Raw genomic sequence first — 18,155 nt, 5'->3', positions numbered from 1 at the left:
CTCACTACGACAAAGGTGTTAACCAATAAGTAATTCCTTGAATAACTTGTTTTTTAAAACCCAATTTAGGCAAATCTTCTGCTGAGACACCAAGATAAGTCCAGTGTGGTACATCTTTAACTACAGTTTGAAACCAGCCATTTTGATTCAGAATTTGCCTTTGTTTTGCATTAGATACACCTAAATCAATTGCTAACCCCCAAAGATGTTGTGATGTTCCCGGTGGTGCAACTACGCCTAGAATTGCTGTTTCTTTACCTTCTTTGACTTTTTCTAAAGTTTTATTATTAGCATATTTATGCCAAAATCTTAGATTTGTGGCGTAACTACGCAGACAATCACTAGCACCATAACCTGATTTGAGAGGAATATTAAACTGTAATCTAGCTTTATTTAAAGCATCGGCGGCAGACTTTTGTAAATAACAATCCTTGGTATCAACCACTCTTTCTAGTGTTAATTGTGACTGATATTCTTGAGTATCAGCTTCATTATCGAAAATCAATTTTGGCGGTAATTTTACATTACTAGTTGAATTGATAAATGCTGCACCGTAGGAACGAAGTAAAGTATATTCATAAGTTCCTGGTGCGGGCATTACCTTTAAGCTTTGCATAATTGCAGCTACAAAATTTTCTTGTGGGCTTAATGGTTCACTAGTAACAGGTTGCGGTAAATTTGGCTCTTGGGCATTAGCAATACAGCCGGATACAGATGCGACTAAGCATTGGTTTGTAGACGGTAGATTATTAACTGATTGATAGCGTTGGATACTGTTACTAGCAACCAATGCCAAACAAATAAAAATAGCAGTAAAGATAAATTTCGCTGGTTTAATTAGACGTTTCATTAATTACTTAATTTTGTAAATATACTGAATAGCATAGCCTGTGCAAATATGGTAAAAATAGTTGCATTGACAACATATAAGATAGATTTAACTAAATTCTTAAGCGGAACTTAGTTAATAATTATAATTCCTAAAATTAAGATTTTCACTACTACTATATGCCTAGCTCTTTTGATAGCTTTTTTATTAACAAGGCGCATCCTTGAAAGCACTGGATCAGCTAAAATATCAATGACTCTTAGCTTGCTGTTGTATAAGTATGACCATGCACAATTCCATTGAATTCCAAGACGCTTATGATGTGATTGTCGTCGGTGCAGGTCACTCCGGTTGCGAAGCCGCCTTGGCCGCGGCCCGTCTTGGTTGTCGGACTCTGCTATTAACACTGAATTTAGATAAAATTGCTTGGCAACCTTGTAACCCCGCCGTAGGTGGCCCGGCTAAATCTCAGTTAACTCATGAGGTAGATGCTTTGGGTGGGGAAATTGGCAAAATGGCAGACCGGACATATTTGCAAAAGCGCGTTCTTAACTCTTCACGGGGGCCTGCGGTCTGGGCATTACGCGCCCAAACAGACAAACGCGAATATGCGGCGGTGATGAAAGCTATTGTCGAAAATCAAGAAAATTTGACCATTCGTGAAGGGATGGCGACAGATTTAGTTTTGGGCGCTAACGATGAAGTTGTTGGTGTGGAAACTTATTTCGGTGTCGCTTTTCAATGTAAAACAGTCATTTTAACGACTGGTACTTTCTTGGGTGGCAAGATTTGGGTTGGTAACAAATCAATGGCGGCGGGACGCGCGGGAGAATTTGCGGCTGAAGGTTTGACTGCAACTTTAAATCGTTTGGGTTTTGAAACGGGAAGATTAAAAACTGGGACACCGGCACGAGTAGACAAGCGATCGGTTGACTACAGTAAGATGGAAATTCAGCCAGGAGATGCGGAAGTTCGCTGGTTTAGCTTTGACCCAGAAGTGTGGGTAGAACGGGAACAAATGCCTTGTCACATGACCCGCACTACTGCTGAAACCCACCGTTTAATTAGAGAGAATTTGCACCTATCGCCCGTTTATGGTGGTTGGGTAGAGGCGAAAGGGCCACGTTATTGTCCCAGTATTGAAGATAAGATTGTGCGCTTTGTGGATAAGGAAAGCCATCAAATCTTTATTGAACCAGAGGGGCGGGATATTCCAGAATTATATATTCAAGGTTTTTCCACGGGGTTGCCAGAAACTCTGCAATTGCAAATGTTGCGGAGTCTACCAGGATTAGAAAACTGTGTGATGCTGCGTCCCGCTTATGCAGTTGAATATGATTATTTACCTGCGACTCAGTGTTATCCCACAATGATGACGAAGAAAATTGCTGGGTTGTTTTGTGCTGGTCAAATTAATGGGACAACGGGCTATGAAGAAGCCGCAGCCCAAGGAATTGTGGCAGGAATTAACGCGGCGCGATTTGTGCGTGGTCAGGAAATGATTGTATTTCCGCGTGAGCAAAGTTACATCGGCACGTTACTAGATGATTTGTGTACAAAAGACCTGCGAGAACCTTACCGGATGCTAACCAGTCGGTCTGAGTATCGCTTGCTGTTGCGTTCGGATAATGCAGACCAACGCTTAACGCCTTTGGGACGGGAAATTGGTTTAGTTGACGATCGCCGTTGGCAATTATTCACCACTAAACAAGCCCAAATTACAGCAGAGAAAGAAAGATTATACACCACCCGCATCAAAGAACATGATGAAGTCGGAAAAGCGATCGCCTCTGACACCCAACAAGCCATCAAAGGTTCCATCACCCTCGCTGACTTGCTGCGGCGACCAGGATTCCATTATGTTGACCTGAACAAATACGGCTTGGGTAATTCCAGTCTCACCCAGGCGGAGAGAGAAGGTGCAGAAATCGATATCAAGTATTCTGGCTATCTCGCCAGACAACAAAACCAAATTGAACAAACCGCCCGACAAGCACACCGCCAGCTACCTGCGGATTTAGACTATGGCAAAATTGATACTCTTTCTAAAGAGGCACGGGAAAAATTAACTCAAGTAAAACCACTGACTATTGGTCAGGCTGCCCGTATCGGGGGTGTGAATCCTGCGGATATTAACGCACTGTTAATATATTTGGAATTGCGTAAAACCAAATACCAGACCGACTTTCCGGCATTAACGTAAGTTAAAGTTTTAACAAGCGTGAGTATAGTAGAAGGGAGGGGATTGGTATGATTGATGACACGAATTTTTCCCTGGCATCAACAGCAATCTCTAGACTACGTTGAATTTAATACCACATAAAAATAAACTCGTCAAGTTTAGGCTGGCAGTTTGATATTTTTGCAAAATCCTGATTTCCAGGCGTTAAGAGCATTACTTAATCCTGGCAAACAAAACCCAAAATCATGCCTATGTTACAAGAATTCAACAACCATCTCATCGTTCCGGAACCATCAGAAGAATTAATTAGCAACGAGCCTTGGTCAATCGAAATTTATGCTGATGGCTTGATGGATGATTTGTTTGCCGATATTGACGACATTTTAGATGGCAGTGGCAGTTTATCTTCCCATACTGTGAGGTATGGTGGCCGCATACCACAGCGTTCTAGAGAAGAAACATCTGTAAACGATTGGTATTACTCAGATTACGAGCCACTGCAAACGCTGAACATACCGCAGATTATCCTGCCCAATATGGTCAGCACTGTACAAGGCGTTCCACAAGTCAGAAATCAGCACGCCAGTACAGTTGTAGTCGATACTCCCGTAATGGCTTCGGGAATCAGAAGACCGAAGAAAATCAAACTGGCTTTCAGTAAGCTGGTGATTTTAGGAACAGCCATTGGGATTGCGATCGCTGGTACGATTTATTTACTACGGGCAGAAGTTCTCTCTTTGATCACTGGCAGATGGACACAGCAAACCGCCTTCATGTCAGGAACCCAATTACCCACCAAAGCAGAAATTGAGGCAGATTTAGCCGATTACATGCTGGGGTCGTTAGCCATCATCGACCAACAAGGTGGAAAAACTAATCAAGCATCTTTTCGCACCGGCATCAGCAACCGCATAACCTCTAACCCGAACACCATTGCTTATGCTGGTAGTTCACCCATCGGTAACTTACCATCTCCACTCACCGCTAACAATACAGCCCCCACAGCTAACCGTTCAGCAAACAATGTTGTTGAACGCATTTATATTCCTGTTTATCAAGCGCCTTCACCTATGCGCTACGGGCTACCACGGCTTCCCGGAACTCCCTTAACTCTACCGCCCATAGCCAACGCTAGACAAACAACTCAGCCGAATGCCGTCAAAACAGCTTTAAACACTGCCAAGCAACCAGGCAAACCTGTCAGTGTCAATATGTTAGCGGCTGCTGTGCGTACCGATCTCAAACCTGTAGCTGTACGTACTGCCCCAATTACTGTTAGACAATCAGCCAGTCCCCTTCCCGCCTTACCAGTTGCACCACTGCGGGCTGCTTCACCTCCTGTAACGAGTGTGGCTGCATCACCAAAAACACCCCAACAAGTATATTTAGCCTCCAACCCTCAACCTGCACCCAGTCATACCTTAGAAGGTGTACTGGAGTTAGGTAAGAAATCTGCGGCTTTATTTCAAGTTGATGGCGTAACTCGACGCATCAATGTTGGCGAAACAATTGGTACTAGTGGCTGGACTTTAGTAGAAGTCAACAACGGCGAAGCAATTGTCCGTCGAAATGGTGAAGTCCGCTCTATTTACACAGGACAAAAGCTATAAGCTGAAAGCCTAATTTCTTTGACAGCAAATATCACAATTAAACAAGTCCTAAATTTCTCAGAGTAGATTCTCTTACCCAACTACTCTAATTTCAACATGAAAAAATACCGCTATGTTTTCTTTAGCGTCAATACACCTTCTAGCCTGCTCTTGCAGGTTTTTTATTTTATGTAATCCTGCTTAGTAGTATAACACGCTTTTTTTATTTATCCAGTAAAATTACCGTAATATATTTTTATATAAAAATGAGTATAGCCCTCATAATTACGGTAATAAGTACAGGGACATAAATAATTGTAATTAGGGCAAGGCAGAAGGCAGGAGGCAGGAGGGAAGAAGTTTTTAGCTATTTTGCCCAAGAATTTTCTAGTTAAGTTTATTTGTGTCTTCTTAACTTACTCCGAAATTTCTTTACCCTTGAATAGGCTATGAATGTGAAGTTTAAAATTAAGAGAGGCAGGAAATAATAATTGCCTGTTCTGACTGAATATAAAACTCATCTTTGAGTTATAAAAAAGCACTACACTCCAGAAAGAATCTTTTCTACTCTCTACTCCCAACCTATGCCGATAATTTGAAAACTCAATCCAGGTAATATCTCCATAGTTATTTAACCAGGCAAACCTTGATTTAAAAGTTATTCAGAATTCAGAATTCAGAATTCTGAATTCTGAATTCTTGCACTAAATATCAACTTCAAATGCTCGCGGCATAAAATTATGGGGAAATTACTGAAGCTGATGCTAAATAGCAGCAGTTATATTCATAGTAACCTCATATTCAATGTGGAAAACCAAGGGCGCATCTACTATTTCTCAGCATGAATCAACCCACAAAAACCACTTGGCAGGATGTTCATGCAGCGTTCCAAAAAATTTGGAGTTACGATGATTTTCGTCCACCACAGGGAGAAATAATCAGAACTTTATTAGCACAGCAAGATGCTCTGATTATTATGCCAACAGGTGGTGGTAAATCCATTTGTTTTCAATTGCCAGCATTATTACAAACAGGATTAACATTAGTAATTTCTCCCTTGGTAGCGTTGATGGAAAACCAAGTGGAAGAACTACGTCAACGCCATCTGAGTGCAGCACTTTTGCATAGTGAATTAGCTTCATTTCAACGCCGTGCAGCACTGCAAGCATTGGAAAAACAACAACTGCGATTACTTTATTTATCACCAGAGACTTTATTAAGTCCTCCAATTTGGGAAAGATTATCTCAGCCACAATTGCAAATCAATGGCTTGATTTTAGATGAAGCACATTGTTTGGTGCAATGGGGCGATACATTTCGACCAGCTTACCGCAGATTAGGGGCGGTGCGTCCGGCATTGCTCAAATCAAAACCACCAGGAACGAAAATTAGTATTGCGGCTTTTACAGCAACAGCTGATCCATTAGCGCAAAAGATTATTCAAACAGTTTTACAATTAGAGCAACCTGAAATTTTTCGGCAGAATCCTTACCGTGCTAATTTGCATCCTAGCGTTCGCATCGCATGGACACCACGGGGGAGAAAACAACAGTTACTCCAGTTTATTCAAAAGCGATCGCCACAAGCTGGTTTAATTTATGTTCGCACCCGCCGCGATAGCGAAGAATTAGCAGCATGGTTAGCCGAGATGGGTTATCCGACAGCTAGTTACCACGCAGGGTTAAGTGCAGCCGAACGCCGCGTCGTCGAAGCCAGTTGGTTAGGTGGTAAAATACCATTTGTGGTTTGTACCTGTGCCTTTGGAATGGGGATAAATAAGCCTAATGTGCGCTGGGTTGTCCACTATCACGCACCACATTTACTATCAGAATATGTGCAGGAAATCGGCCGTGCGGGGCGAGATGGGAAACCAGCCGAAGCATTGACACTGGTGAGTGAACCTACAGGTTGGTTAGATTCTGGGGATAAACAAAGACAACAGTTTTTTGCTGATAAAATGCGATCGCAACTGCAAACAGCACAGCAATTAGTCAAAAAATTGCCCAAGCAAGGTGATATTCATACAGTCACGCGACAATTTCCTGATGCTGCTGTCGCATTGGCCTTACTCCACAGTAGCGGACAATTAAAATGGCTTGATCCTTTCCATTACAAAATTGAATCAAAGGTGCAGAAACAGCCAGTAACACAACTGCAAGCTGTTAAACAAATGCAGCAATATTTAACAACAAAACAATGTCGTTGGCAGTTTTTGTTAAATGCCTTTGGTTTTTCTCAAGAAGCAGCTAACTGGCGTTGTGGACATTGTGATAATTGTCGTTAACATCAGATTTACTAAGCACTCTTATGCTCAGACTCTTCTTTTTGTAAGAGAAAATCAAGATAGTTTTGTAATTCTAACAGCCTAGCTCCAGATAGCTTGCGTAACTTAGTTAAAATTATTTCTTCTTCCTGCAATTGAGCAACAGGAATAATTTGAGATGCTGATACTTCTATAGTTATATGGGGCAGATCAAATCCTTCCAGACTATACCCATCTTCTTCCCCTTCAGGCATAGGATAATGTTCTACAATTGTGGCAACCTTCCCTCGCTTCAGGTTGTATTCTGGTAAGTCCTGCACTAAGGCAACTTGGGAGAATAGAGGGTACTGTATCTTCATGAATTTGCTCCTTTATCTGGCACTAAGGTAACAAATTTGGTTGTATCTTCTCAGTTAATGTCATGAAAGCTTTAACAGCGATCGCACCTTTCAAATTCCAGCATTAAGTACTTGCTCTGCGGTTAGCTCTAATTGTGGAAAAATGCTAGAAACTATCACTGCATTTTCTACAAATATAGTTTCTTCATAAAGCCCATCAACTAATATAAGTACGGTAATCTTATGTGCGTGCGGATCAACAATCCAATATTCAGCTATTCCTCTAGCCGCATACTCAGAACGTTTGTAGCGATAGTCTCGGTCTTCATTCACTTTACCAGGAGAAACAACTTCAACAACTAGTGCAGGCGGTGGCATATCTAAAGTAATTGTGGATCTGGTTTTACCTTGTAAAATTGTTGCTAGTTCTTCTGTCAGTACAACTAAATCAGGCACACGAGTAGTTGCACGAAAACCACTGATCACAATTTCAGCTTTATTACTCACACGATTGACTGGAACAAACTTGAGGAAGTTGACTAGTAAAAACAGAGCTATCTGAACATTTTTTGGGCTTTCAGGCGGCATTTTCACTAGTTCTCCAGCCACTAGTTCATACTGGTGATCAGTGCGATCTTCATATTTTAAATATTCCTCAAGCGTTAGTTTTTTGCTCGTGGTTGAGGTCATATCGCATAACAGTAATTGGTATATAGGTATTTTAACGAATGCACCTATTTTGGTTTAATAGACTTCATCATGAGAGCCAATATCGATGAGCAAAATTTCTTCTTGATCAGATTCGGGATTCTGCACAAAGTTAAAGACAATACGACAATCGTAATCCACTGAACAAGCCCAAGCTCCTGACAATTTGCCTTTGAGCTTATGGGTTTGTAACAGTGGATCAAATGGGTCAGATGCTAGAAGCGTTAAACGCTCTTCTATTCGCTCTTGCAACTCTGGTTGTCGTCGCACCAACCGCTTAAATGCTCGTTTAAACGATGATGCTAAAACCAGAGTCATCATTTGTTTAACTCATCCATGATTTGATTAACATTGCCACGAAACACTTTACCAGACTGGTATTCTGCTTGTGCTTGCGTGATATTCACAGCAATAGCAGAACGTCGTTGTTCTGCTAATCGATGACGGATCAGATCAATGAGTATTTCTTGTTCATCTATTGATAATTCTTCGATGCTGTCTAGAACTTGATCTAATCTAGAAGATTGAGTCATTATTCTTTCTGCCTTGATTGCAGTAGATGTTTAAAACTGCCGTAAAAATCTTAAATCACTGGCATACAAACGGCGAATATCATCGATTTGATGTAACACCATTGCAAAGCGTTCTACACCAAAACCAGCAGCAAACCCAGTATAAATTTCTGGGTCATAGCCTACAGATTTCAGCACATTCGGGTCAACCATACCGCAACCCATCACTTCTAGCCAGCGCCCATTCCACTGCAAATCAACTTCAGCCGAAGGTTCAGTAAAGGGGAAGTAACTGGCACGGAAGCGGATTGGCAAGTCACCAAACATCGCTTGTAAAAACATCTTGACTGTACCTTTGAGGTCTGTAAAAGTCAGTCCCTCATCAATGGCTAACAGTTCTATCTGATGGAAAACTGCTGAGTGGGTTGCGTCTACATTATCACGCCGATAAACTCGCCCTGGTGCCACCACGCGAATTGGTGGTTCTTCTTTTTCCATATAACGGATTTGGACTGAGGAAGTATGAGTCCGCAGTAAATTACCATCTGGCAGGTAAAAAGTATCCTGCATATCACGGGCGGGATGGTCGGGTGGTGTATTCAGGGCTTCAAAATTGTAATAGTCGGTTTCCATTTCTGACCCTTGGGCTACGGTGTAACCCATCCCGACAAAAATATCCAATGCCCGGTCAATCATGCCGTTGAGGGGATGGATGCGACCTTGGGGGCGGAAAATTCCCGGCATTGTCACATCTAGGGTTTCTGCTTCTAACTGCGCCTGAATTTTTGCAGTTTCTAAAGCGGCACGTTGTTTATCTAGACTAGTTTGCAGGGACTCTTTTACTGTATTGGCGATCGCTCCAATTTTAGGACGTTCCTCTGCACTCATATGCCCCATGCTGCGTAACAATGCCCCTAATTGCCCTTTTTTCCCCAGATAATTGACTCTGAGTTCTTCCAGGCGTTCTAGGGTATCAGCAGCAGCGATCGCATTTTCTCCTTCCTGCTGTAATGCTAAAAGTTGAGTCTCTAAATTGCTAGTCATTAGTTAATAGTCATTAGTCATTGGTCGTTGGTCATTAGTCATTGGTCAATAGTAAGAACTCGTTACTCATGACTAATGACAAAAGACAAATAACCTTATTTTATAAGCGATCGCGCCAGGGAGGATTTTTTCTTTGGTATTTGTGATGTCAACCATTGACAATTTAGCTTTAACTGTTGACTATGGACTCTTGACACTGCGAATTTTAGATTTTGGATGATTCTTTCCGTTCATACCCCAGACTCTTTTGGGCAGAACAAATCTAAAATCCCCTGACTGTATCCCCAAAATGGGCGCAGTCAATCTAAAATCTAAAATCCAGAATCTAAAATTATCATGACCCATGAAATTACTTATTAGTAATGATGATGGTATTTTTGCCTTGGGTGTGCGTACCCTAGCCAACTGCTTGGCAGAAGCTGGCCATGATGTAACTGTAGTTTGTCCAGATCGGGAGCGATCGGCCACCGGACATGGATTAACTCTACACCAGCCAATTCGCGCGGAAATTGTCGAATCAGTTTTTCATCCCAGTATCAAAGCTTGGGCTTGTGATGGCACGCCTTCAGATTGTGTCAAATTAGCAATATGGGCTTTATTAGATTCTCCTCCAGATTTGGTGCTGTCTGGTATTAACCAAGGTGCCAATCTCGGAACCGAAATTCTTTATTCTGGAACTGTTTCAGCCGCAATGGAAGGAGTGATCGAAGGCATTCCCAGCATTGCTTTTAGCCTGACTAGTCATCTCTACAAAGACTTTCAACCAGCCGCTAAGTTTGCCAAAACTTTAGTGGAGCAACTAGCCGCTAAACCCTTACTAGATTTAATGTTACTTAATGTTAATGTGCCTGCGGTGAAGTGGGAAGAAATTGCCGGAGTCACTTTTACCAGACAAGGAGTCAGGCGCTATGTTGATGTGTTTGACAAGCGCATTGATCCCCGTGGTAAAACCTACTACTGGTTAACTGGTGAAGTTCTCGAAGATGTCGAACCCCCAATGGGGTTAAATTTACCGCAAAATATACCTATTGACGTGCATGTGATTCGTCAAAACTATATCAGTATTACGCCGTTGCAATATAATCTCACCTATCCAACCGGACTCGATAAATTATCCCACTGGGAAATTCCTTTAGATAAGTAAATTTATATACTTTTCATCTAAAGGCAACTACATAATCAAATTCATTTACCAATTTGGCAAAGTCATGATGAGCATTTTAACCTGCTGCCCACAGCCTTCATTTTCCTACCCTTGGCCTTTTTATGATCAGTTAAAGGCATCACAGTAAAATTTAGGTTATAAAGTAGGAGCGTTTTGATATTACTGATACATATAATGTGGGAAATATTCAGGTAACTCTTTTGCAGGATTTCTTCGACGTTCACACAATCTACCCCAAACAAGGTATGCTGTTGTACCAAGAAAAACATTCTCTACCAAATGTGGTAAAACAGCATAGACTTAACCAAACAAGTAACATTTTTGTTCTTGATCGCCCGCTCAGTCCAGCAAGCAACACCCATGTCTAGGATAGAGAACCAATTTACCGTACAATTTTGGGGTGTTCGTGGCAGCATCCCCAGTCCAGGTCCACATACTGTCCGCTATGGTGGTAATACCCCCTGCATTGAGATGCAAGTGGGCGACAAACGCTTAATTTTCGATGGTGGTACAGGGCTGCATGTTTTAGGACAATCTTTACTGCGCCAAATGCCCTTAGAAGCTCATCTGTTATTTACTCATTCCCACTGGGATCACATGCAGGGGTTTCCCTTTTTTGTCCCAGGGTTTGTCAGAGGCAATAATTTTCACATTTATGGTGCTATCGCTCCTGATGGTTCGACCATTGAGCAACGCCTCAACGACCAGATGCTTCACCCAAATTTCCCAGTGCCATTACAGATTATGCAAGCCAATTTGCATTTTCACGATGTCAAACCAGGGCAACCCATTCACATTCATGACATTACCATAGAAACGGCATCATTAAATCATCCTGGTGAAGCAGTTGGCTATCGAGTTAACTGGCGTGGTGGTGCTGCTGTATATATCACCGATACCGAGCATTTTCCGGACAGATTGGATGAAAATGTGCTAAGGCTATCTCGCAATGCCGATATCCTCATCTACGATTGTACTTACACCGATGAGGAATATTATTCGCCAAAATCGCCGAAAATTGGCTGGGGACATTCCACTTGGCAAGAAGCGGTGAAAATAGCCAAAGCCGCCAATGTCAAAACCTTGGTCATCTTCCACCATGATCCAGCTCACAATGATGATTTTTTGGATGCTGTCGGGGAAGAAGCGGCTAAACAATTTCCAGGCGCAATCATGGCACGGGAAAGAATGGTGCTGCAAGTGTCTACATCTGTCCCGTTATCAGAATCTTTTCCTGTTAGATAAGTTGTCTGGGTAAAAGTTGCCTGTCAAGCGATCGTAGATTTTAGATTAGATTGGTGATCAAGAGCTATAAGCGCGAGAATCTACCTCACAATGACACTGTGACAATCGGAGACAAAGTTGTGTGTTTATTCAAGTTAAAACTACTCATAGTCTAAAAACGAAAAATCAACGGTTTGGATGTTAAGTGTTCATCAACCTTACACCTCTATACCCATACACAGCTTGTCTTCTACTCATTGGTGTTCCATCAGGTTGCTTGCGATTTATGGCAAAATAAACCTCAAATTCCAGAATCTACGTGCTAAATTTGTCTCAAAATGGATGTTCTGTATGGGTTGCTGCTTCAGCCACAGAGGTTCTCAGGCCAACTAATGTTGCGCTGGGCAAATTTGATGGCGTACATCTTGGCCATCAAAGGGTAATTCAGCCGATTCTACAGCCAGCAGCGAACAAAGATGGGGAAAGTGGAAGTTACCAAGATTATCCCAATCAACCCCCAACATCAGAACTCATATACTCAACAGTTGTGACTTTTCGTCCCCATCCACAGGAATTTTTTACGGGAACACCCCGTACTTGGTTAACACCACTGGATGAAAAAGTTCAACAATTGCGATCGCTAGGAGTGGAACAACTAGTACTATTACCCTTCGACAAGGAATTATCAGCTTTGTCGCCGCAAGAGTTTGTTGATAAAATTCTCGTCCAACAATTACAGTGTCAAAGAATTAGTGTTGGGCAAGATTTTTGTTTTGGCAAACAGCGTCGAGGTACTGCTAAAGATTTGCAATTACTTGCGTCTCAACACAATATTCCTGTTACTATTGTTCCATTACAAACTCATACAGATAACTTGTCAGACAGTGGATTTGTCAGCCTACCTCCAATTAGCACTTCTCTAATCCGCCAATGTCTGGAAAGTGGCGATATCAAAAACGCTAATTTATGTCTTGGAAGACCATACACTCTCTTCGGTACTGTGATTCAAGGTCAACAACTCGGTAGAACCATTGGTTTTCCTACGGCTAACCTCCAAATACCCAGCGATAAATTTTTACCACGTCACGGTGTATATGCGGTCAAGGTATATATTTTGAATGACACCACTGCTACAACTCCGCAATTGATTTTGGGAGTGATGAATATTGGTAATCGCCCCACAGTAAACGGTATAAATTCATCCGTAGAAGTACACTTATTTGATTGGTCTGGGGATTTATACGGCAAACAATTGACTGTAGAACTCATCAAATTTTTACGCCCAGAACAAAAATTTGCGTCTCTAGAAGCCTTGAAAACCCAAATTCACCAAGACTGTAAGATGGCTCAAAAAATTTTGTCTGGAGAATGCTAACTTCCGATGATGAAGTGGGAATACTGAAAAACAGGGAGTGGGGAATGAGGCATAGGTTATTCTCCATTCCAGTTCCTAATCGCCAATTCCTCAATCATTCTGTGGTGCATGAGAGAACAAATTGAAGCTTTAACTCAAAATCTCGCTCTGACCATTGTCGGTAAAACCGAGGCAATTCGCTTGGTCTTAGTCGCCTTATTAAGTGGTGGTCATGCACTATTAGAAGATGTTCCAGGAGTGGGTAAAACACTGCTGGCTAAATCTTTAGCGCGTTCCTTAGATGGCAAATTTCAACGCTTACAATGCACTCCTGATTTACTTCCCACAGATATTACTGGTACGAATATTTGGAATCCCAAAACTGGTGAATTTACCTTTCTGTCTGGGCCAGTGTTTGCTAATGTACTTCTAGCTGATGAAATTAACCGCGCTACACCTCGTACTCAGTCAGCTTTATTAGAAGTCATGGAAGAAAATCAAGTCACAATTGATGGTGTTTCTCGGTCAGTTCCCCAGCCGTTTTTTGTGATTGCTACCCAAAACCCCATTGAATATCAAGGTACTTTTCCATTACCAGAAGCTCAAATGGATAGATTTATGCTGTCTTTGAGTTTGGGTTATCCTTCAGCACAAGAAGAATTGCAAATGCTGCAAAATCTTCAACAAAGAGCAAATGTGACGGAGTTACAACCTTGTATTAGTTTGGCAGAATTACAACAATTGCGTCAAATCTGTTCTCAAGTCAGAGTAGAAGCTTCTTTACAAGAGTATATTTTGGAATTGGTAAGGGCAACGCGACATGATGAAGAAATTACTTTGGGTGTGAGTCCGCGCGGAACTGTCGCATTACAAAAAGCAACTCAAGCATTAGCATTTATTTCTGGGCGTGATTATGCCATCCCCGATGATGTAAAATTTCTGGTGCCTTACGTTCTCTGTCATCGCCTCATCCCTAGGGGAGGACGTAATGCGCGAACGATTGTAGACAGATTATTGCGATCGCTGCCTATTCCTTAATTCAAATTACAATACACAGTACCTATTGCTTCAGATAGTAAAGTGCTGAGTCACCGAAGTTTACTCAATGGAGGGAACTCCCCGAACTTTGCAAGGGCGCGAGGAACCCGCGCACGCAAGTTCTCTCCACAGGTAACTTCTCGCTGAGTGCTGAGTAAAAAACTTTCCCCTTGTCCTCTGTTGGTGAGCATAGCTAAACCACTACTCTTTTACTTCCATCCTTATAACTTTTAACCACTAATTGTTAAAACAGATTATTTTTTAATACTTAATTTTAAATTTTGGCAAAATCCATTTATTTTCTAGTAATAAAAATATAAAAAAGAAACCTACAAAATGGCATTTTATGCCTTATACATTTAGTTGCTAGGTTGCAGTTCTAAAATCGAAAATCTAAAATTCAAAATGGTATCACCGATTATTACAGTATCGCTATTGTCAGTTTTAGCAGTGGCTTCTCCTGTGGCTGAGAAAAGCGAGGCTGAGGCATCTACTACCCTGAATGTCCCAGCGATCGCTAAAATCTTACCAGCAGACACACCATTGGTCAGCTTAATCAACACGAAGGTAGATGCTTGGGCAGACCTAAATCGTTTTTATTTATTTGACAGAGCATATTCCGCCGTAGCTCAATATTTGCCACCTTCTTTTAAGCTAGACTATGTGCGAGAAATTGAGTCTTTGTTGGGTGAACAAGTAGCTGCTGCATTTCTACCCAAGGTTGAAGGTACAAAAGCAACTCTAGAAAATAACTTTATAATGTTGGCTCCTCTGAAAGATGAGTCGCGCATCCAGCCTCTTTTAGACTTACTGAAAAATAGTGATCCAACAAGGGTCAAGCTAAGTGAGTACAAAGGCGTAACTATCATAGAACTCCAGGTTCCAGAACCAGCCGAACCGCCAAAATTACCAGAATCAACAGAATCAAATCCAGAAACTGAATCAACCACCCCATCACCAGAGTTACCAACAACACCTGAATCACCAGAGTCAACCACCCCATCACCAGATTTACCAAAAGCACCTGAACCAGCAGCATCACCAGAATCAAATTTAAAAAAACTTCCCATATTACCGACAAAGCCGATCAAAATACCCCAAAAACCGACTAATTCTCTGAAAAAATCAAACTTAGCAGCGATTCCACCGATTTTGAGTAATCCTGATTGGTTAAAAAGAAGACCCAAAGGACTGGCGATCGCTACTGTACCAGGTTACATTGTCACTGGGTTTACGGCTAAAGCTATTGAGCAAATTGTTGATGTTTCACAAGGTGAGAATAATCTAGCTCAAAATCCCCAATTTCAAGAAACAATTAAGCATCCCCAGTATGCTAAATCTCTGTTTACAATTTATGAAGATTTGGCAACTTTTATTCCTTTAATTAACGACATCGCTAAAGATCCAAGTCTGCCCGTTCCAATTTTTGGTAGTGAATCCATTAACCTTGATGAATTAAAAGAATATGGGAGTGTCAATGGGTTTTTAACAGTAGAACCAGAAGGATTGCGCTTTCAAGCTACAGCCTATCGCCAAACCCCAAAATCAGAAAAAGATGAATTTCAAACTGAACAACCAGAGGCGATAGTATCCAGATTACCAGGTGCTACTTACTCTGCTGCCACAGGGCGCAATCTCAATCAAAAATGGCTACTAATAGCAAAAGCTTTGAGTACAGAACCAAAACTCAAAGAATATCTAGACCAATTTCGTAGTTTTGTCCTGAATAATACCAAACTGGATTTAGAAAAAGACATCCTCAATTGGATGGACGGTGATTATGCGTTCTTTTTGTTTCCTTCTAAGGGAGGGTTATTAGGCTCAATTCCTAACTTGAATTTAGGCATCGGTATCGCCTTAGAAACAAATAATCGAGCTGCTGCTGAAACTACGCTCAAGAAATTAGATCAACTGATCAAATCTTTCTCAGAAGGAGAAGTGGTAGTTAATACTCATGATATTCAAGGTCGAAATATCACGAGTTGGGATATCAATGGAGAATCTTCTCAAAGCTTACTCGCTTATAATTGGGTAGATGAAAAAACCCTTGTGATTTCAACAGGTTTTGGTGCAATTAAAGATTTAGTACCACAGCCTTATATTCCCCTACCTGCAACTTATAATTTCCAAACTGCAACTAATTCTTTACCCCGACCTAACTACGGCTATTTTTATTTGAATGGGGGGTCTACTTTATCTTGGATTTATGGATTTGCCCCCAGTTTCTTTGATGATCAAACCTTCCGTCCTTGGAAATCAATTATCGGCTCAGTGTACAGTTTGAGTGCCACAAGTTCTACCACACCAGATAAAGAACAATTTGATGTCTTAATGGTGTTGGCTCCTACTAGAAGGCCGATTAATCCTGTGGGCAAAGAGTAATTATTAGGAGGTGGTGGTTCGCTTCCTTTCTCCTGTGGAGACGCTAACGCGAACGACTTCGCGGTAATCGAGCGAAGCGATGCACTGAGCTTGTCGAAGTGTCGAGATTTCAAGGCAAGTCGCTCACCCACCGGAGGCGGGGGAGAATCTTCCCCAATTCCCCCTGCTCCCTGCCCCCACCTCACGCCCCTATACCCTTTTACCCTTCCCTAGTCCATAGCCCCCAGTTTCTAACCCCTCGTCTCACTTCGTCTGAAAAATATTCTGCACCATCACTTTATCTGTACTGTCGGCGGCTTTATCTAACTCTGCTAGTTCGCCAGCATCGAGTTGCCAACCCAACGCACCAATATTATCTTGTGCTTGGGCAAGAGATTTGGCACCAGGGATGGGAATAGTACCTTTACAGATACACCAGTTAATGGCTACCTGTGACATAGTTTTATTGCGAGATTGGGCGATCGCTTGTAAACATGCTAACAGCGATCGCACTCCCGGTAATAACTGTCTAAATAACAACCCACGCACACCTTTGGGAAAAGTCCCTGTCTCGGAATATTTACCTGTTAATATCCCCAAAGCCAAAGGACTGTAAGCAATTAATTTAATACCCAATTCATCACACACATCTTTTAGTCCTAGTTGCGTCACCGGATAAGTAGATAACAAAGAATACTGCACTTGTAAGGTAGAAATCGGCACACCTCGTTCGGCAAATCTTTGCTGCACTATTTTTAAGCGTTTCGGCCCATAATTCGACAGCCCAACACCTTTAACCAAACTTTGTTCGTAAAGATCAGCCAAACCCTCTAATAAACCTTTTTCTTGCCAAGGTGCATAATTAGCAGTAGACCAGTGCATCTGTACTAAATCAACATTTCTACCCAAACGCTTGGCCGAAGACTGACAAGCTTTTATCATTGACTGGCGTGTCCATCGCCAAGGATACGCAGCCAGCTTTGTTGCAATGCAAATCTTTTCCTGGTTTAAACCTTGATATGCTTGAGCAAATCGCCCCAAAAGTAACTCACTACGTCCGTTTAATCTCCCAGTACCATAAGAATCACCCGTGTCAAATAAAGTTACACCATTACTGACACACAAGTTAAACACAGCTTGTAGCTGCTCATCCATATTCTCGTTGTATCCCCACAGCAGTTGGTTTCCCCACGCCCAAGTTCCGCAACCCATTTTTGCTAGGGATAATTCTCGACTGATTTGCATTTTGATTGTCATTGGTCATTTGTCATTCGTTATTTGTCACGAATGGTTAAGAATTCTGTTATGCAATCTCATTATCCTGGATTTCTCTCTTGTGAGAAATCCAGGGGTGTGGGAGGGGTGGGAAGTGTGGGAGGATGGTGAAGAAATCTTTCCCCCCACACTCCCCACACTCCCCACACTCCCCTCTCTCTCCACACCCGCTACCCATACGTGAGAAATTCGGGATTATGTATTGTCGGCGGTTGAATTTATCTCATTCATTTTGAATAACAAGTCAGTTTTACCAATGACTAAGGACAACTG

General features: G+C 41.9%; 16 protein-coding genes. 9 read left to right on the top strand and 7 right to left on the bottom strand.

Translation table 11 applies throughout. The features are described 5' to 3' along the window. Window positions 1–4: 4 nt before the first annotated feature. On the bottom strand, window positions 5–850 hold the full coding sequence (locus H6G74_RS25010) for a D-alanyl-D-alanine carboxypeptidase family protein (protein WP_190970214.1): 846 nt from the start codon (window positions 848–850) through the stop codon (window positions 5–7). Between the two features lie 259 nt (window positions 851–1,109). Here H6G74_RS25010 and mnmG point away from each other — a divergent pair, with 259 nt between their 5' ends. From mnmG to H6G74_RS24995, 3 genes are all read left to right on the top strand, one after another. Continuing rightward, window positions 1,110–3,032 (top strand): tRNA uridine-5-carboxymethylaminomethyl(34) synthesis enzyme MnmG, encoded by a 1,923-nt coding sequence (mnmG, locus tag H6G74_RS25005; RefSeq protein WP_190970213.1) that lies wholly within the window; start codon window positions 1,110–1,112, stop codon window positions 3,030–3,032. Window positions 3,033–3,256: 224 nt separating this feature from the next. Next, a complete protein-coding gene (locus tag H6G74_RS25000) occupies window positions 3,257–4,621 on the top strand; it encodes a hypothetical protein (RefSeq protein WP_313888516.1) in 1,365 nt (454 codons plus the stop codon). Window positions 4,622–5,441: 820 nt separating this feature from the next. Continuing rightward, window positions 5,442–6,884, top strand: coding sequence for a RecQ family ATP-dependent DNA helicase (locus tag H6G74_RS24995; protein WP_190970212.1), 1,443 nt, complete (start codon window positions 5,442–5,444; stop codon window positions 6,882–6,884). Between the two features lie 11 nt (window positions 6,885–6,895). Here H6G74_RS24995 and H6G74_RS24990 read toward each other — a convergent pair whose 3' ends face one another. From H6G74_RS24990 to pheS, 5 genes are all read right to left on the bottom strand, one after another. After that, window positions 6,896–7,222 carry a DUF4926 domain-containing protein gene (locus tag H6G74_RS24990; RefSeq protein ID WP_190970211.1) on the bottom strand — a complete coding sequence of 109 codons (327 nt, stop codon included), beginning with the start codon at window positions 7,220–7,222 and terminating at the stop codon, window positions 6,896–6,898. Between the two features lie 90 nt (window positions 7,223–7,312). Continuing rightward, window positions 7,313–7,891, bottom strand: a complete 579-nt coding sequence (locus H6G74_RS24985; RefSeq protein ID WP_190970210.1) for a Uma2 family endonuclease — start codon at window positions 7,889–7,891, stop codon at window positions 7,313–7,315. 54 nt (window positions 7,892–7,945) lie between these two features. Continuing rightward, the gene (locus tag H6G74_RS24980; protein WP_190594099.1) at window positions 7,946–8,230 is read right to left on the bottom strand and encodes a type II toxin-antitoxin system RelE/ParE family toxin; all 285 of its coding nucleotides are present in this window, start codon (window positions 8,228–8,230) and stop codon (window positions 7,946–7,948) included. Next, window positions 8,227–8,442 (bottom strand): hypothetical protein, encoded by a 216-nt coding sequence (locus H6G74_RS24975; protein ID WP_190970209.1) that lies wholly within the window; start codon window positions 8,440–8,442, stop codon window positions 8,227–8,229. Before H6G74_RS24975 ends, H6G74_RS24980 begins: the two co-directional genes overlap by 4 nt. Window positions 8,443–8,472: 30 nt before the next feature. After that, entirely contained in the window at window positions 8,473–9,465 is a 993-nt protein-coding gene (gene pheS / locus H6G74_RS24970; protein ID WP_190970208.1) for a phenylalanine--tRNA ligase subunit alpha, read from the bottom strand. Window positions 9,466–9,808: 343 nt separating this feature from the next. Between pheS and surE the strand changes: the two genes are divergently transcribed. The 5 genes from surE (at window position 9,809) to H6G74_RS24945 (ending at window position 16,628) form a co-directional block, all read left to right on the top strand. Continuing rightward, on the top strand, window positions 9,809–10,609 hold the full coding sequence (gene surE, locus H6G74_RS24965; RefSeq protein ID WP_190594093.1) for a 5'/3'-nucleotidase SurE: 801 nt from the start codon (window positions 9,809–9,811) through the stop codon (window positions 10,607–10,609). Between the two features lie 381 nt (window positions 10,610–10,990). Further along, the gene (locus H6G74_RS24960; RefSeq protein ID WP_190594090.1) at window positions 10,991–11,875 is read left to right on the top strand and encodes an MBL fold metallo-hydrolase; all 885 of its coding nucleotides are present in this window, start codon (window positions 10,991–10,993) and stop codon (window positions 11,873–11,875) included. 298 nt (window positions 11,876–12,173) lie between these two features. After that, a complete protein-coding gene (locus tag H6G74_RS24955; RefSeq protein ID WP_190970207.1) occupies window positions 12,174–13,229 on the top strand; it encodes a bifunctional riboflavin kinase/FAD synthetase in 1,056 nt (351 codons plus the stop codon). 108 nt (window positions 13,230–13,337) lie between these two features. Further along, the gene (locus H6G74_RS24950) at window positions 13,338–14,246 is read left to right on the top strand and encodes an AAA family ATPase (protein ID WP_190970206.1); all 909 of its coding nucleotides are present in this window, start codon (window positions 13,338–13,340) and stop codon (window positions 14,244–14,246) included. Window positions 14,247–14,651: 405 nt separating this feature from the next. Continuing rightward, window positions 14,652–16,628 carry a DUF3352 domain-containing protein gene (locus tag H6G74_RS24945; RefSeq protein WP_190970205.1) on the top strand — a complete coding sequence of 659 codons (1,977 nt, stop codon included), beginning with the start codon at window positions 14,652–14,654 and terminating at the stop codon, window positions 16,626–16,628. 243 nt (window positions 16,629–16,871) lie between these two features. Here the strand turns inward: H6G74_RS24945 and H6G74_RS24940 are convergent, their stop codons facing one another. Further along, window positions 16,872–17,852 carry an aldo/keto reductase gene (locus H6G74_RS24940; RefSeq protein WP_190970230.1) on the bottom strand — a complete coding sequence of 327 codons (981 nt, stop codon included), beginning with the start codon at window positions 17,850–17,852 and terminating at the stop codon, window positions 16,872–16,874. A 91-nt stretch (window positions 17,853–17,943) separates the two neighbouring features. On the opposite strand from H6G74_RS24940, the gene H6G74_RS31635 reads away from it, so the two are divergent. Continuing rightward, window positions 17,944–18,066, top strand: a complete 123-nt coding sequence (locus tag H6G74_RS31635; RefSeq protein ID WP_277927181.1) for a hypothetical protein — start codon at window positions 17,944–17,946, stop codon at window positions 18,064–18,066. Window positions 18,067–18,155: the final 89 nt, after the last annotated feature.

The sequence above is a fragment of the Nostoc spongiaeforme FACHB-130 genome, from assembly GCF_014698475.1.
GTDB classification, from domain to species: Bacteria; Cyanobacteriota; Cyanobacteriia; order Cyanobacteriales; family Nostocaceae; genus Nostoc_B; species Nostoc_B spongiaeforme.
Note: the sequence above shows the minus strand (reverse complement) of the source record. Positions and strands in the feature narration are given on the sequence as shown.

Bases quoted from the DNA above. Each gene is read 5' to 3' on its own strand.
- H6G74_RS24945 (WP_190970205.1), top strand. From the start codon at position 14,652: ATGGTATCACCGATTATTACAGTATCGCTATTGTCAGTTTTAGCAGTG.
- mnmG (WP_190970213.1), top strand. From the start codon at position 1,110: ATGACCATGCACAATTCCATTGAATTCCAAGACGCTTATGATGTGATT.
- H6G74_RS24940 (WP_190970230.1), bottom strand. From the start codon at position 17,852: ATGCAAATCAGTCGAGAATTATCCCTAGCAAAAATGGGTTGCGGAACT.
- H6G74_RS24960 (WP_190594090.1), top strand. From the start codon at position 10,991: ATGTCTAGGATAGAGAACCAATTTACCGTACAATTTTGGGGTGTTCGT.
- H6G74_RS24980 (WP_190594099.1), bottom strand. From the start codon at position 8,230: ATGATGACTCTGGTTTTAGCATCATCGTTTAAACGAGCATTTAAGCGG.
- H6G74_RS24985 (WP_190970210.1), bottom strand. From the start codon at position 7,891: ATGACCTCAACCACGAGCAAAAAACTAACGCTTGAGGAATATTTAAAA.
- H6G74_RS25010 (WP_190970214.1), bottom strand. From the start codon at position 850: ATGAAACGTCTAATTAAACCAGCGAAATTTATCTTTACTGCTATTTTT.
- H6G74_RS24990 (WP_190970211.1), bottom strand. From the start codon at position 7,222: ATGAAGATACAGTACCCTCTATTCTCCCAAGTTGCCTTAGTGCAGGAC.
- H6G74_RS24950 (WP_190970206.1), top strand. From the start codon at position 13,338: ATGAGAGAACAAATTGAAGCTTTAACTCAAAATCTCGCTCTGACCATT.
- H6G74_RS24975 (WP_190970209.1), bottom strand. From the start codon at position 8,442: ATGACTCAATCTTCTAGATTAGATCAAGTTCTAGACAGCATCGAAGAA.
- H6G74_RS25000 (WP_313888516.1), top strand. From the start codon at position 3,257: ATGCCTATGTTACAAGAATTCAACAACCATCTCATCGTTCCGGAACCA.
- H6G74_RS24995 (WP_190970212.1), top strand. From the start codon at position 5,442: ATGAATCAACCCACAAAAACCACTTGGCAGGATGTTCATGCAGCGTTC.
- pheS (WP_190970208.1), bottom strand. From the start codon at position 9,465: ATGACTAGCAATTTAGAGACTCAACTTTTAGCATTACAGCAGGAAGGA.
- surE (WP_190594093.1), top strand. From the start codon at position 9,809: ATGAAATTACTTATTAGTAATGATGATGGTATTTTTGCCTTGGGTGTG.